The sequence below is a fragment of the Nocardia inohanensis NBRC 100128 genome (genome assembly GCF_001612945.1).
GTDB classification, from domain to species: Bacteria; Actinomycetota; Actinomycetes; order Mycobacteriales; family Mycobacteriaceae; genus Nocardia; species Nocardia inohanensis.
The window spans coordinates 145,112-159,899 of the sequence record NZ_BDBK01000018.1; the positions used below are offsets into that span (position 1 = coordinate 145,112).

Consider the following 14,788-nt stretch of genomic DNA (forward strand, 5'->3'; position numbering starts at 1 on the left):
CCGGGCACCGTCGTCGCCGTGTTTCGCGGTTACTCCGCCGCCACTGTCGCTTCGCTCTTTTCGGCGAGCTTGCCGAAGTCGAGTTTGACGAGTTGGTCGGCGAGGTGGAAGTAGCGATCGTCGTGGGTGATCACGATGATGGTTTTGCCGCGGGCCTTGAGGTCGGTGAGGATCTCCCGATAGAAGACGTCGCGGAACTTGGGTTCCTGGTCGGCGGCCCATTCGTCGAAGAGCAGGATGGGGCGGTCTTCCAGGAGGGCGGTCAGCAGCGCCAGGCGTTTGCGCTGGCCCTGGGAGAGGGCGATGGTGGACAGGACGCCGTTCTCGACGGTCACCTTGTGGTCGATCTGCAACTCGCGCAGGTACTTTCGGACCTGCTCGTCGATACCGGGCTCGAAGCCGAGGTAGTCCTCGAAGAGGTGGAAATCGGTGAAGACGGCCGAGGAGTGCTGGCGGAACCACTCGATGTTCTGGTGGTTGATCTGTTCGCCGTTGAGGGACAGGAAACCGGTTTGCGGGACGTAGAGGCCGGTGAGCAGTTTCGCCAGGGTGGACTTGCCGCTGCCGTTGCCGCCGACGATGAAGGTGATCTGGCCCGGTTCGAAGGTGAGGTCGATGGGGCCGAGCTCGAAACCGTGCTCCCCGTTGGCTTCCAGGGGACGGCGATCCATCGGCAGCGGACGGTTGTCGTGGCCGCTGTGGTTGAAGAAGCGGTGGCCGTTGACGTCCGGGCCGGTCGCTCCGGGCGGACCGGCGGGACGCCGGCCCTTCGGATGCGGGGGCGGCCCACCGGGACCGCCTTGACCCGGACCACCCGGGTGACCGGGGTGGTGATGACCGGGGTGGCCGTCCGGACCCGCTTGTCCCGCAACGCCTTCCGGACCGTCACCGGCCGCGAGCTGCGCCCGGGTGGCGGCCGGATGCAGACCGGCCCCGCGCGGCCCGCCACCCATTCCGGGCGGACCGTCCGGCGGCCCACCGGGAATCGGCGGCACCGTCGACGGCGCTTCGAAGCGGTAGCTGTAGCCGGCGTTCACCAGCTCCAGCCGCGCCGATTCCACCGGCGGCCGGTCGTCGTAGGGCAGGTTCTCCTCGTTGTGCATGGATTCCATGTCGAGGTTCATGGTCCGGATCTTGCTCAGCGCCACATCGCCGCGCAGCAGGTCCGGAATCCGGTGCATGAAGTTCTGCATCGGCATCGACAGGAAGGTGGTGACCAGCACGTAGCCGACCATCACGCTCTGATCCAGCTCGAACCAGCGCGCGATCCCGAACAGGATGAGCGCCATGGTGCCCAGCTGGAGCAGCTGGCCGAAGCCCTGGCCGATGGAGAACTTCGAACCGGCTTCGACATTCTGATCGCGCAGGCTGCCGGCGGTGCCGAGCAGATGCCGCTCCATGAAGTCCCGGCGCCGGCCGCGGTGCAGTTTGAGCTCCTTGATGCCCAGCGTGACCGCCTGGTAGGAGCGGAGCAGCGAGTCCTCGTTCTCCCGCGCCTCCTTGTACAGGGTGCGCACCCGCTTGAGAATCACTTCCACGCAAGCGATTCCGAGCAGCGTGCCCGCGACGGTGACCGCGAAGACGGTCCCGGACACGATCACGAGGTACACGAAGCACCCCACGATCGTGGCCAGGTCGACGCAGATGCTCGGGATGGCGGTCGCCGCCTGCGAGAGCGACCGCACATCCTCGGTGAGGGTGGCCATCAGCCGGTGCATGCCCAGCCGTTCCAGCTGCTCGAGCGGCGCGGAGACGATGCTCGAGCTCAGATCCGACCGCAGCCGGTAGATCGCGTCCTGGGCCAGGCGGATCAGCAGCACCTGCGACACCACGCCGCTGATCAGGATGACCAGCGCCGTGACGACGAAGGCTTGGACCGACACCGGCGGGTGCGGTGGTGGTGACACCACACCGCGGATCAGTGTCACCAGGTAGGTGTTCGCCACGCCGGCAATGAGACCCGCGGCGACGACGGCGACGATCCGCACCCAGGAAATCGAGATGAGGAATCTGATGAGTTGCATGATTGCTGCTCTCTGAAACGGCAGGGGTGCGCCGTATTACCGGCGGACGATGTCGAAGATCACGCCTTCGAGAGTCACACCCGGAGCGAAGGAGAAGGCCACGCCGGTCGAGATCGGCTTGTCGGTCTCCGTCTGAGCGATCATCTTCTCCAGCACGAAGATCAGCGAGACGCTGAGCATATTGCCGTGCTCGGCAAGGATATCCCAGCTGGGCGCCGCCACATCGGGGGAAATCCCAAGGGAGGCAACGGACTGCTCGATGATCTTCGGGCCACCGGGGTGGATCGCCCACAGATCGATATCGCGCTTGCTCATGCCGTGGCGGTCCAGCACCTCGGTGATGACCGGGTTCACCCCGCGCAGAATGTACTGCGGGAGGTTCTCCGACAGATCGCAGGTGATGCCGTTGTCGTTGACGCCCAGCACGATTCCGTCCTCGGCATCGTCGAACAGGTAGCTGAAGCTGTCCCGGATGACGATCTTGCCGGGCGAGAGCGGCTGCTGCACCCCGCCCGCACCGATGACGACCGCGCCGCAGCCGTCACCGAAGAGGCTGTGAATGATGACATCGTTGATGTTGTCGTCGAAAACCGCGTTCACCGAACTCAATTCGAGGCAGATGACCAGCGACTTCTTGTCCGGGTTGGCCCGCACGTAATCGGTGGCGGTGCGGATCGAGTTCATGGCCGCGGCGCAGCCCATGAAGTTCACGATCACGCGGTTCACCGCGGGGGAGAGCCCGAGCTGCTTGACCACGGCCACGTCCACGCCGGGCGCGATGAAACCGGTGCTGGTGGCGAACACCACCTGGCCGATATCGCTTGCCGGAGAGGCGATTCCGGCCAGCGCGCGCTGTGCGACGTCGACCGCCAGCGGGGTGGCGAGCTCCTTGAACAGATGCATCCGCTCCCGGATGGTGCCCCGCAGCTTGGAGTAGGCGAGGAATTCGGGATCGACCGGATTGACCGCCAGGTGCCGCGTATCAATCTTGGTTTTCTGGTACACCCGCGGAATTCGCGCCCGCTGGGTAGGATCAGAGAACAATTCCGCAACCTGCGCGGCGGCATCCGTCTGATCGAAGACCTGGGCCGGCGAACCGGTTGCGACGCTTTCGATCACAGCGATCGTGGTCGGCGGCGTAGGCGGCAGCTGGGCCAGGTCGAAGGTCTCGCTCCCCGTCGTGTAGCGGGTTGCCGCGAAAGGCTGAGCGCCCCCCTCATCAATGGTGATAGACACGAACTTTCTCCCCTCGGAATTTTTAGCAATAGAAAATTCGATCCAGGTGCGGTCGGCGCATGTTGACCGCACCCCGATCTACGGAAGCCGGCTGTTAGACCGTTCCGATCCCCGTGAAGCCCTGCACCGTGTAGACGACGCAAGTCTTCAGAGCAAGCGGCGAGAAGTGCTCTCGCATGAAGCCCCAGTTCCGTTCCTTCGCATCATCGGAAGGAGCCAGGAGGTAGACCTTGACCTGCTTGGGCAGCCGGTCGGTGAAGAAACTCTTCGCGGGCAGCCACTCGACACCGAACTTCGCGGCCTCCTCGCGGACCACGTCCTCGCTGGCGATATTGGCGAAACCGCTACGCTGATAAGGCAATACGTGATGCGCGCGGTGCGAGCTGAGGCCGGCCGACAGGAAGCAGTCGACGTAGCGGTTGCCGACGACCTTGAGGTCGTAAGCCTGCTCCAATTGGTTGATACCCCAGTCCTCGGTATTCGTTTCGATTTCCTCGGTATCCATCTCGAAGTCGTGGGAAGCCACGACCAGGAAGGTGGAGATCCACAGGCTGATCACGAATTGCAGGACCCAGGCCCAGATGTCGCCCATCACCAGGAACAGCACGAACTCGGCCACCAGCAGGAAGCGCACGCCGAAGGAACCGATGAAGTGCGGCAACGCGCCCTTCCAGGTGCCGTACATATCCTTCACGCCCACCTTGCGGGTGAGGCGGCAGACATCCAGCAGTCGCATGATCATGCCGGTCATGGTGTGGCCGAACTTGTGCGCGGTGTGGATCGGAATCCGGAACAGCCGGGGGATCCGCACCATCATGGTGAAGACGTTCTTCTTGATGTCGACTTCACTCTGCGTGTGCGGGTGGTGCAGCAGCGCGTGCCCGTCCGCGGTCACGAAAGACAAAGCGACATAGTTCAAGTCGAACGCGTTGACGCAGATCTTGTTCCAGCCCTTCTGGGCTCGATGGATCGCGTAGTGGCCGAAGCCGGCCAGCGAGGAGCGCAGCAGCACCATCGCGATCACGAAGACCGGCAACGGCATCCAGCTGCGCTCGAACAGGCGCAGACCCTGCACCGCGAAGTACAGCACGGCCAGAATGGCGACCGTGATGTTGAAGTAGGTGTCCATCCGCTTGATGCGGGCGGCCAGCTCCGGCTCCTTGAGCCGGGCCTTCACCTTGTGCAGCAGGTCTTCCTTGTTGCCGAAGTTGTATTTGGGGGTGTCGCGCCAGGAATCGAAACCCTCGTTGAAAAGGAAGTCGGGAGCATTGGCCTTGGGATGGATATCTTCGGGCAGCGCATCACGATTCAGCGCGTACCGCTCGATCATCCGGCCGATGGCTTCCGGATTCTTGTGGTAAGAACCGATGATCGAAGTGATGTCACGATTCTTGGTGCGGCCGATGAAGAACTCGCCGCCGGGATGCTTGGAAATCCAGTCGTTGAGGTCGTAGGCTTTGCCGTTGTAGACCCACACGTTGGTGAGCGGCGGCGGGCCGTCGAGAGGCGGGCGCTGGAAGTCCCGCTCGTCCACCTCCGGCCGTTCGTCCGTCGTCATGTTGTTCCTCCACACGCACTTACACAGTTCGAGCGTTGCGACTGTATAGTCGTTGCCCCGCCTTGCATTTCACTGAACAATCTCTTAAACCACCAGTTCGTTAGCTCAGGCAACCGTCGGTGTGGCGGTTGTGCCTGCTCACGACGCGTCGCACAGGTGATGACGACTTCATCGTGAACCCCCGGGCAAAGTGTTTCGACGGCGGCCGAAACACGCTGGCTTCCAACACATTGGACCCTTAAGGATGAGCGTCCAACCGCGCTTTTGTCCGAAAAACGAAAGCCGATCCGGTCAAGCGGGGGCGACAGAGTTTGCCGCCGTTCCACTCTCCCGGACCGGCTCCGAACTACTCGTCGAGCTATGGCCTAGCCTGAGCTAGCGTGCAGCCTGGCGCGTGGATCAGCTGCCGGGCTTGGTGACGGTGACCGGCTTGCCCCAGTCGGACAGGGTCACGGTGACGGTGCCGTTGTCCTTCTTGACGACAGCCTGAACCAGGTTCGGGCCGGTGCCGGGGGAAGCGGCAGTGGAGGGCAGGGTGGTCGCGGTGCCCGACGGCGGGGCGACGTCCTTGATCCAGACGGTGATCGGCAGGGTGCCGCCGCCCTCACCGAGCTTCGGGACGACCGGGTCGATGACCGAGGCGTCGATGGTGCCGGAGACCTTCACCGAGTCCACGCCGTTGACCTTCTCGCGGGCTTCGGCCTTCGGGTTCTGGATCTTGGCGATCACGTTCGCCAGGCCCTTGTCCTTGTCCAGGATGATGCCCGGATCGTAAACCTGTTCGGCCGGACCGACCTTGGAGTACGCCGAGCCGTCGCCGGCGTAGAGGGTCTTGTCGACGACCAGGAACTTGGTGGAGGTGTATTCGGCCTCCGGCTTCAGCTTCACCTCGGCCTCACCGATCGCCTGTCCGGCGCCCTGCGGCTGGTTGGTGACATCGGCCTTGACGCTCTTCACAGGGAGGGTCGACAGGTCCTTGGCGGTCAGGGCCAGGTGCACCGCTTGCAGGGTCTGCGTGGTGCGAGCCGACTCCTGGACGATCTGCGCGCCTTCCGGCAGCGGCGTGTTGGCGGCCACCGAGGAGGAGGTGCTGCCGCCCTTGTCATCGCTGGACGAGCAGCCCGCGGCGAACGTCACGAGCAGGCCCGCCGCGATGATCGCGGCAGCACCGCGACGGCGCAGCCGTCGACCGGTCGAAATATTTCCTTGAGATATCACGTCATTCATCTACAACCCCCGAAGAGTCAGATCACGTTGTGGAGGGCAGCGGCCGCTGCCCGTCGTAGTATGCAGTACTTCGTTCTTGTACGCGTAGATCGCCTGATATTCCGGCATCCGCGCAGCACCGTCGGCGCAATGCCCGGAAACCCGATCGTGCGGTCCCGCAGCGCGTTACGTTTCCTGGATCGGGCCCCGTCGGCAACTCATTAACAACATCGGGTGCGAACCGGGCGTGGATCGGCGTGTCGAAGCCCCTCTCCCGCTTGACATCCCAGCGGCATCCATTCGGCAATCGCTCGCATCCGTTCTCTCGTGGGCTGTATGCAGCGAGTGAGCCGATTCGGTGAATATCTGGCAATACGCACGCAAACAATCCGTTCACTTCCCGTCGGCTGACCCGGTCCGGAAGTTCCGGAGTTCCGGACCTTCCATCCGGAATCGGTAACCGGGTGGGCATTGACCGCCGCCGCGTCCGAAGTCATTATGAACATACGTTCATGAACGAGCGTTCATAAAGGAGGATGCGATGACGGAGATCGTCAACACCGCGCAGGCCGAGGCGTGGAACGGCTACGAAGGCGAGCATTGGGCCGGGCATTTCGATCGCTATGACGCGGTGAACGCCGGGTTCAACGAGCCACTGCTGCGGGCCGCCGGGGTCGGGGCGGGGGACCGGGTGCTCGATATCGGTTGCGGGAACGGCCAATTGACCAGGCTGGCCGCGCGCCGGACCGCCGGCGGCTCGGCGACGGGTGTCGATCTGTCCGGGCCGATGCTCGCGCGAGCGCGGGAACGGGCCCTGGCGGAAGGTGTCGCAAATGCCGGATTCGAGCAGGGCGACGCACAGGTATTCCCTTTCGCGGCCGGCGGTTTCGACGCCGCGCTGAGCCGCTTCGGCATCATGTTCTTCGCCGATCCGGTGGCGGCCTTCGCCAATATCGCCCGCGCGCTACGGCCCGGCGGACGCCTCGCCTTCGTCACCATGCCGCCGCTGGCGGGGAGCGATGTGGGGGCCGTGTTCGGTGCGGCCGCAGACCATCTCGGCGGTTTCGAGATCACGCACACGCACGGCCCGCTCGCCGATCCGGATTCGATCCGCGCCCTGCTGACCGCCGCGGGTTTCACCGGCATCGAGATCGCCGGGCTGGAAGCGGACGGGGTCTGGGGTGACGACGTCGCCGACGCCGCCGAATTCATCATGGGCTGGGGACCGATCCGCCACCATCGCATGCTGATCGATTACGCCACCGACGACCGGGTGCGCCTGGCCGTGTCGGCGGCGCTGCAACCGTTCGCCACCCCGGTGGGCGTCCGCCTGCGCGCCACCGCCTACCTGGTCACGGCGGCCACCCCGCTACCGTGATTGGCATGTCCCCGAGAAAGGCAGCGGCGCTGCGCGATAGCGCCGACGACCGCGGACTGCGCGATCACCTGATCGCCACCGCACAACGCCTCATCGCCGAGCAGGGCGCGGCCGGTCTCACCGTCCGCGCCATCGCGCGCACGGCCGGCGTCGCCGACGGTGTCCTCTACAACCACTTCGCCGACAAGGACGAGCTCCTCACCGCCGCCGTCACGGCCCACGCCGCCGCCGCGCACGCGGCTCTCGGCCCGCTGCCGAAACCCGGATCGGCGACCGTCGAACAGAATCTGCGCGCCTATCTGCGCGCCGGGCTCGCCCTGCACCAGGCGGTCCTCCCGGTCTTCGCGGGCTTGCTCGCCAGCCCGGCAGTCCTGGCCCGCTTCGCCGAATCCGAAGCGCGCGATAACGATTGGCGCGCCCAGCTGACCCGGTACCTGCACGCCGAACAGGAATCGGGCCGGATCGCCCCGGAGGCCGCGGTCGACGCGGCCGCGGCCATGCTGGTCGGCGTCTGCCACGACCGGGTGCTGACCGTGCTGCTGTCGGGGGCTCGTCCCGCGCCGCTCACCGCGGTCGACATCGAATCGATCGTCGGCACCCTGCTCGCCGGTCTCGGCCCGCGCGACAACTGACAGCGACGAAAAGGGCCCGGCGCGATCGCATTCGATCGCACCGGGCCCGAAGTTCGCCGGGGGCCAGGCTCAGTACACCGGGCCGGTGTACTTCTCGCCCGGACCCGAGCCCGGGGCGTCCGGGTATTCGGAGGCTTCGCGGAAGGCGCGCTGCAAGGACTGCAATCCGTCGCGGATGGGGCCGGCGTGCGGGCCGAGGTATTCGACCGAGGCGGTCACCAGGCCGGCGAGGGCGGTGATCACGCGGCGGGCCTCGTCGAGATCCAGGTGCGGGCTGGCGGACGGGTCGGGTTCGCCGAGGCCGAGCTTCTCGGCGGCGGAGCTCATCAGCATGACGCAGGCGCGGCTGATGACCTCGACGGCGGGGATCTCGGCCAGCTCGCGCACGACCTCGCCCTCGATGAGGTGCTCGGTAGTATTGGCCAGCTCCTCGTTCACTACTGCCTCGCTCATGGGTAGAGCATGGCACCGACCGGGTAGTCGCTGGTCGGGAGGGTGGGCGATTCGGAGGATCGCGAGGTGGGTGTTAGACTTTTCCGCGACGACCGCCCCGGCCCGGTTCCTGCGACCGAAACGGGGCAACTAAGTGGAGCCCGACTCCCACCGTCAACCGATCGCTTCGCATGACGCAGCACCAGGTTTCGACGGTCCGGTCGCCCATCTTTTACCGGATGGGTTTCTCGTGCGGGTTATGCCTGCTCGGGACGTGACGCGCGTTGTTTGCGTCCGCGATCGGTCGACTCGGGCCCCGTGTTGGAGAAATACCAACCCGGGGCTTTCGTGTTGAAATTGGGGTTGCAGTTATTGCTTGCGGTCGTAGACGAACCGCTTGACCTAGGAGGCCCCATCAGCACTGAGACCCGCATCAACGATCGCATCCGCGTACCCGAGGTCCGCCTCATCGGACCGGGCGGCGAGCAGGTTGGGATCGTGCGTGTTGAAGATGCACTACGCGTCGCCATGGAGGCGGATCTCGACCTCGTCGAGGTCGCACCGGACGCGCGCCCGCCGGTATGCAAGATCATGGATTACGGCAAGTTCAAGTACGAGACCGCGCAGAAGGCGCGTGAGTCCCGGAAGAACCAAGTGCAAACCGTGATCAAGGAGCAGAAGCTCCGGCCGAAGATCGACGATCACGACTACGAGACCAAGAAGCGCAACGTGGTTCGCTTCCTCGAAGCCGGTTCGAAGGTCAAGGTCACCATCATGTTCCGTGGCCGCGAGCAGTCGCGTCCGGAACTGGGTTTCCGTCTCTTGCAGCGGCTGGCCTCCGACGTCGCCGATCTCGGTTTCGTCGAAACTTCGGCCAAGCAGGACGGCCGGAACATGACCATGGTCCTCGCCCCGCACAAGGGCGCGAAGACGCGGGTGAAGGCGCAGAACGACGCGAGCTCGACCCCGGCGCGCAGCAGCGCTCCGGCCGAAGCTCCGGCTGACGCCCCGGTCGCCGAAGCTCCGGCGGCCACCCCGCAGCAGTAATAACGATCAGCACTCCGAAGGTCCGGGGGCAGTGATTCATCACCCGCCCCTGCCTTCGGCACGAGACAGATAGAGGATTTCCATGCCGAAGATGAAGAGCCACAGCGGCGCCTCGAAGCGATTCAAGGTGTCGGGTAGCGGCAAGCTGCTGCGTCAGCAGGCCAACCGTCGCCACCTGCTCGAGCACAAGCCCTCCACCCGGACTCGTCGTCTGGACGGCACGGAGGTCGTCGCGAAGGCCGACGTCGCTCGCGTCAAGAAGCTGCTCGCCAAGTAAACAAGGCTGAGCCAGCCGCACGCGATCCGTCAGCGGAACGCATAAACCGACCAACCTCCGGGCGCTACCGCCGCGCCCGCCAATCGATCAAGGACTGAAAAGTGGCACGCGTCAAAAGGGCCGTCAACGCTCAGAAGAAGCGCCGTTCCGTTCTCGAGGCCTCCAAGGGCTACCGCGGTCAGCGGTCGCGCCTGTACCGCAAGGCCAAGGAACAGCAGCTGCACTCGCTCACCTACGCCTACCGGGACCGCCGGGCGCGCAAGGGTGACTTCCGCAAGCTGTGGATCACTCGTATCAACGCCGCCGCGCGTCTGAACGACATGACCTACAACCGCTTCATCCAGGGCCTACAGGCCGCGGGTGTCGAGGTCGACCGCAAGATCCTGGCCGAGCTCGCCGTCTCCGACGCCGAGGCGTTCGCCGGTCTGGTCGCCGTCGCCAAGGCCGCGCTGCCGGCCAACGTCAACGCCCCGGCCGCCTGATAACGGCCTGCGTGACAACACACCATTCGGAACGACCCGTGGAAGCGCTCTCCGAGCGCAATTCCCGGGTCGTTTCGGCCGTTAAGCTCCATCGCGGACCGAACCGCCGCAAGTCCGGCTTCTTTCTGGCCGAGGGCGCGAACTCGGTCGAGGCCGCCTTGGAGACCGGCCGCATCGAGGAGCTCTTCTTCTCGATGAAGGCCGCCGCCCGCGAGCACGAACTGGTCGCGAGCGCCGCCGCTCAGGGTGTGCGCACCACGCTGGTGAGCGACCGGGCCGCGGAGATGCTGGGGGAGACCGTGACCCCGCCCGGCCTGGTCGCCGTCTGCCGTCTGGTGGATGTGCCGCTGACCTCGGTGCTGGAGTCGTCCCCGCGCATGCTCGCCGTGCCCGTCGAGATCGCCGATCCCGGTAACGCGGGCACGCTCATCCGTGTGGCGGACGCGGTCGGCGCGGATGGCGTTGTGCTGGCCGGTGATTCGGTCGATCCGCACAACGGCAAGACCGTGCGCGCTTGCGCCGGAAGCCTTTTCCACGTGCCGGTGGCGCGCTCACGCGATATCGACGCCACTCTCGACGCGCTCGAAGCCGCCGGTATCGCCGTGCTGGCCACCACCGCGCGCGGCGAAGTGGAGCTGGACGAGGCCGACGAGATCCTCGCCGGACCGGTCGCCTGGCTCTTCGGCAACGAGGCGCACGGATTGGATCGCGCCGTCGCCGCGCGGGCCACCCATCGCATCCGGATCCCCATTCACGGACGCGCCGAAAGCCTCAATCTCGCGGCCGCCGCGGCCATCTGCCTGTACGCCGGTTCCCGCGTCCAGCACGCGGAATAGGGGAGGGGCGCGGCGATTTAGTGTGCTGGCGGGTTGCCCGTACTCTTAGCCGGTGACATCGCCCAGCACTCTGCGGTCCGGTGCGCTCTCCCTGGCATCCAGCGTGGTGATCGGGGTGGCGTCGGCGGGTCCCGCCTACAGTATTACCGCCACCCTCGGTCTCGTGGTCGCCGCCGTCGGGTTGCAATCGCCGATCATCGTGGTGCTGGCGTTCGTGCCGATGTTGCTGGTGGCCATCGGATATCGCGATCTCAACGAGGTCGAACCGGATCCGGGCACCACCTTCGTCTGGGCGACGCGGGCGTTCGGGCCGTTCACCGGGTGGATGGCCGGCTGGGCGATCGTCGTCAGCGATCTGCTGGTGATGGCGAGCCTGGCGCAGATCAGTTCGCAGTACACCTTCCATCTGGTGGGGGCCGATGGGATCGGCTCGGACGCGACCAGCATCTGGGTGCTGCTGCTGGGCATCGTGTATCTCGTGGTGATGACCGCCGTCGCGGTGTTCGGCATCGACGTGTCGGCGCGCCTGCAATCGGTGTTGCTGGCGGTCGAGTTCGGGATGCTGGTGGTTTTCTCGGTGGTGGCGCTGGTGCGGGTGGCGGCCGGGCATGCCGCGGCCACGGCCGCTTCGTTCAGCTGGGATTGGTTCGATCCCTTTGCCATCGGGTCGTTCTCGGACTTCGTCAACGCGCTGCTGCTGATGGTGTTCATCTACTGGGGCTGGGATTCGGCGGTCTCGGTGAATCAGGAGACGGTCGATCCGCGGCATACGCCGGGGCGCTCGGCGGTCCTGTCGACCATCACGCTGGTGGCGTTGTATCTGATCGTCACGGTGGCGGCGCAGGCGTTCGCGGGTGCGGGCACCGAGGGGCTGGGGCTGGCCAATCCGGATTCGGTCGACGATGTGCTCGGGGCGCTCGGGCGAGCGGTGTTCGGCGACAGCGCGATCGGATCGATCGCGGTGCATCTGCTGTTCCTGATGGTGCTGACCTCGGCGGCCGCTTCCACCCAGACCACGATTCTGCCGACCGCGCGCACCACCTACTCGATGGCCCTGCATCACGCGCTGCCGAAGCGATTCGGGGAGATCGACCCGAAGTACCGGACCCCCGCCTTCTCGACCATCGTGTTCGGCGGGGTGTCGATCGTGCTGTACGTGGGGCTGAACTTCGCCTCGGGCGGGCGGTTGATCGCGGAGGCGGTGACGGCGATCGGGATCTCGATCGGCGTGTACTACGGCCTCACCGGCGTCAGCTGCGCGTGGCTGTACCGGGACCGATTCGCCACGGACCGTAGGGCTTTGGTGATGAAGGGCGTCCTGCCCGCGCTGGGCGGCTTCCTGCTGCTGTTCGCGGCGGGCTGGACCGCGGTCACCTCGTGGTTCAGCGCCGTCTTCGTGCTGGGCGTGGGCACGCTGCTGATCGGCGTGCCGCTCTATCTGATCTTGGCGCGCATCATGCCGCCGTTCTTCCGCGGTGAGGTGCTGGCGCGCCGGCTGCCCGCGCCGACCGAGGAGATCATCGAAGCGGACGCGCCCGCGCACGGCTGAGCGCGGCCGAACGGCGCGGGCGCACAGGCGGATTCAGTCCCCGTTCGCCTCGAGATCGCAGAGGATCTCCGCCGCCCAGGGTGCGTCGACGGTATCCGCGTCGGTGACGCCCATGGCCGCCATATCGGTGAGCAGCATGCCGGTGGCCAGGAAACCGCGAGCGGCGGTCACCGGCGCTCCGGTCAGCTCCCGGATCATGGTGTAGATCTTGCCGAAGCGGCCGCGGATGACCCGCCCGATCTCCGGATCGACTCCGGCGGCCGCCAGCCCCTGCAAGAAGACCCGGGGCAGGTCGCGCTCGGTCAGGAAAGTCTTGTACTGGTGGCCCATCGCGGCCAGGCGATCTTCCGCGGTGGCCTCGGCCGGCAGCGTTTCGACGGCGGCCCGGAACAGCTCCTCGATCCGGTCGCAGACCCGGGACAGCACCGCCAGGAACAGCTGCTGCTTGGTGCCGAAGAGCCGGATCACATACGGCTGCGATACCCCGGCGCGCCGCGCGATCTCATCGGTTTTGGTTGCGGCGTAACCAGATTCGGCGAAGGCGGTGATGGCGGCCTGTAGCACCTGCTCGCCCCGTTCGGTGGCGGTCATCCGGGTTCTGGTCATGCCCCTCATCCTCCTCGATGTGGTCGCGTATTGACATGTTATCAGTCAATGCATACTCTTCGATTCATAAGTTATCAGTCGATAACAACAAAGGATCGCCGCTATGACAACCACCCTCGCCGCCACGCCGAGCCCGGCGGACACCCGGCGCAAACCGCTCGCCGCGGTCATCGCCGCCGTGGGCATCCCGATGTTCATGGTCACCCTCGACAACCTGGTGGTGACCAATGCGCTGCCGGTCATCAAGACCGAGCTCGGCGCTTCCCTGTCCGACCTGCAATGGTTCGTGAACGCCTACGCGCTCTCCTTCGCCGCGCTCATGCTCACCGCCTCCGCGCTCGGTGACCGGATCGGCCGCAGACGCGTATTCCTGTTCGGCATCGCGCTTTTCACCACGGCCTCGGCCGCCTGCGCGGTCGCGACCGAACCCTGGATGCTGATCGCGGCGCGCGCCGTACAGGGCTTCGGCGCGGCGGCGGTCATGCCGCTGTCGCTACCGCTGCTGTCGGCGGCGGTGCCGGCGAAGATGCGCAGCGCCGCCATCGGCATCTGGGGCGGTATCTCCGGACTGGGCGTGGCGCTCGGCCCGGTGGTCGGCGGCGCGGTCGTCGACGGGCTGAGCTGGCAGTGGATCTTCTGGCTGAACGTGCCCATCGGCATCCTCGCGCTGCCGTTCGCGGCCCGTATTCTCGGCGAATCCTTCGGCGACGCACGGCGTTTGGACATTCTCGGTGTGCTGCTGTCGGCGGGTGGCGTGCTCGCGGTGGTATGGGGCGTGATCCACGGCTCCGATGACGGGTGGACCTCGGCCGGGGTGCTGGGCGGACTGCTCGGCGGCGCGGCGCTGCTGGTCGCCTTCGTGGTCTGGGAATGGCGGTCGCCCGAACCCATGCTGCCGCTGCGCCTGTTCCGCTCCCGCGGTTTCAGCACCATCAACGTCATCATGATCACCTTCTCGATGGGCGCTTTCGGTTCGATCTTCCTGCTGGCCCAGTACTTCCAGGTGGTGCGCGGCTACACCCCGCTCGAATCCGGTATCCGCACCCTGCCCTGGACCCTGGCCCCGATGTTCGTGGCCCCGCTGGCCGGATTCGTCGTCGACAAGGTCGGCCCGCGCGTCCTGGTCGGCGTCGGACAGCTGTTCCTGGCCGTCGCACTCGGCTGGATGGCGCTCATCACCAGCGTCGACGTGTCCTACAACTCCTTCCTGCTCCCGTTCGTCCTGGGCGGTATCGGCATGGGCCTGACCTTCGCGCCCTCCTCCACCGTCATCATGGCCAGCAGCGCCCCCGCCGATCAGGGCATGGCCTCGGGCGCCAACAACACCATCCGCGAAGTCGGTGTGGCGCTGGGCATCTCGGTGCTGGCCTCCGTGTTCTCCTCTTACGGTGCGTATCTCACCCCGCAGAGCTACGTGGACGGCCTGCGGCCCGCCGTCGCGGTCGGCGCGGCCATCGTCGCGGTCGGCGCGCTCGTCGCCCTGCTCCTGCCCGGCCGCAAAGCCTGATAATCGGACCGGCGGATC

The 14,788-nt window shown here is 66.1% G+C and carries 14 protein-coding genes; 8 read left to right on the top strand and 6 right to left on the bottom strand.

The genetic code is table 11. From position 1 onward, the window contains the following. Positions 1-29: 29 nt before the first annotated feature. The 4 genes from NI1_RS33890 to NI1_RS33905 all read right to left on the bottom strand — a co-directional run bounded on the left by NI1_RS33890 (position 30) and on the right by NI1_RS33905 (position 6,045). Complete coding sequence (locus NI1_RS33890) at positions 30-2,024, bottom strand: ATP-binding cassette domain-containing protein (RefSeq protein WP_067829581.1); 1,995 nt, start codon at positions 2,022-2,024, stop codon at positions 30-32. Between the two features lie 36 nt (positions 2,025-2,060). Further along, complete coding sequence (locus NI1_RS33895; protein ID WP_439957331.1) at positions 2,061-3,254, bottom strand: type III polyketide synthase; 1,194 nt, start codon at positions 3,252-3,254, stop codon at positions 2,061-2,063. 100 nt (positions 3,255-3,354) lie between these two features. Then, the gene (locus NI1_RS33900) at positions 3,355-4,818 is read right to left on the bottom strand and encodes a fatty acid desaturase (RefSeq protein ID WP_067829583.1); all 1,464 of its coding nucleotides are present in this window, start codon (positions 4,816-4,818) and stop codon (positions 3,355-3,357) included. Positions 4,819-5,217: 399 nt separating this feature from the next. Next, a complete protein-coding gene (locus tag NI1_RS33905) occupies positions 5,218-6,045 on the bottom strand; it encodes an LppX_LprAFG lipoprotein (RefSeq protein ID WP_067829586.1) in 828 nt (275 codons plus the stop codon). Positions 6,046-6,565: 520 nt separating this feature from the next. Between NI1_RS33905 and NI1_RS33910 the strand changes: the two genes are divergently transcribed. After that, a complete protein-coding gene (locus NI1_RS33910; RefSeq protein ID WP_067829587.1) occupies positions 6,566-7,402 on the top strand; it encodes a class I SAM-dependent methyltransferase in 837 nt (278 codons plus the stop codon). Between the two features lie 5 nt (positions 7,403-7,407). Further along, on the top strand, positions 7,408-8,034 hold the full coding sequence (locus NI1_RS33915) for a TetR/AcrR family transcriptional regulator (protein WP_067829588.1): 627 nt from the start codon (positions 7,408-7,410) through the stop codon (positions 8,032-8,034). A 69-nt stretch (positions 8,035-8,103) separates the two neighbouring features. Here NI1_RS33915 and NI1_RS33920 read toward each other — a convergent pair whose 3' ends face one another. Continuing rightward, positions 8,104-8,487 carry a DUF1844 domain-containing protein gene (locus NI1_RS33920; protein ID WP_245663537.1) on the bottom strand — a complete coding sequence of 128 codons (384 nt, stop codon included), beginning with the start codon at positions 8,485-8,487 and terminating at the stop codon, positions 8,104-8,106. A 342-nt stretch (positions 8,488-8,829) separates the two neighbouring features. On the opposite strand from NI1_RS33920, the gene infC reads away from it, so the two are divergent. The 5 genes from infC (at position 8,830) to NI1_RS33945 (ending at position 12,657) form a co-directional block, all read left to right on the top strand. Next, positions 8,830-9,513 (top strand): translation initiation factor IF-3, encoded by a 684-nt coding sequence (gene infC, locus NI1_RS33925; protein WP_084524184.1) that lies wholly within the window; start codon positions 8,830-8,832, stop codon positions 9,511-9,513. 82 nt (positions 9,514-9,595) lie between these two features. Then, positions 9,596-9,790 (top strand): 50S ribosomal protein L35, encoded by a 195-nt coding sequence (rpmI, locus tag NI1_RS33930; protein ID WP_067719787.1) that lies wholly within the window; start codon positions 9,596-9,598, stop codon positions 9,788-9,790. A gap of 101 nt (positions 9,791-9,891) precedes the next feature. Beyond that, positions 9,892-10,272: a 50S ribosomal protein L20 gene (gene rplT, locus NI1_RS33935; protein ID WP_067829590.1), complete on the top strand. Its 381-nt coding sequence runs from the start codon at positions 9,892-9,894 to the stop codon at positions 10,270-10,272. A gap of 38 nt (positions 10,273-10,310) precedes the next feature. Then, positions 10,311-11,108 (top strand): TrmH family RNA methyltransferase, encoded by a 798-nt coding sequence (locus tag NI1_RS33940; RefSeq protein WP_067829591.1) that lies wholly within the window; start codon positions 10,311-10,313, stop codon positions 11,106-11,108. 52 nt (positions 11,109-11,160) lie between these two features. Next, positions 11,161-12,657 (top strand): APC family permease, encoded by a 1,497-nt coding sequence (locus NI1_RS33945; RefSeq protein ID WP_067829592.1) that lies wholly within the window; start codon positions 11,161-11,163, stop codon positions 12,655-12,657. Between the two features lie 33 nt (positions 12,658-12,690). Here NI1_RS33945 and NI1_RS33950 read toward each other — a convergent pair whose 3' ends face one another. Beyond that, positions 12,691-13,263 carry a TetR/AcrR family transcriptional regulator gene (locus NI1_RS33950; protein WP_067829594.1) on the bottom strand — a complete coding sequence of 191 codons (573 nt, stop codon included), beginning with the start codon at positions 13,261-13,263 and terminating at the stop codon, positions 12,691-12,693. A 103-nt stretch (positions 13,264-13,366) separates the two neighbouring features. Here NI1_RS33950 and NI1_RS33955 point away from each other — a divergent pair, with 103 nt between their 5' ends. Then, on the top strand, positions 13,367-14,770 hold the full coding sequence (locus NI1_RS33955) for an MFS transporter (protein WP_067829595.1): 1,404 nt from the start codon (positions 13,367-13,369) through the stop codon (positions 14,768-14,770). The last annotated feature ends 18 nt before the right edge of the window (positions 14,771-14,788 follow it).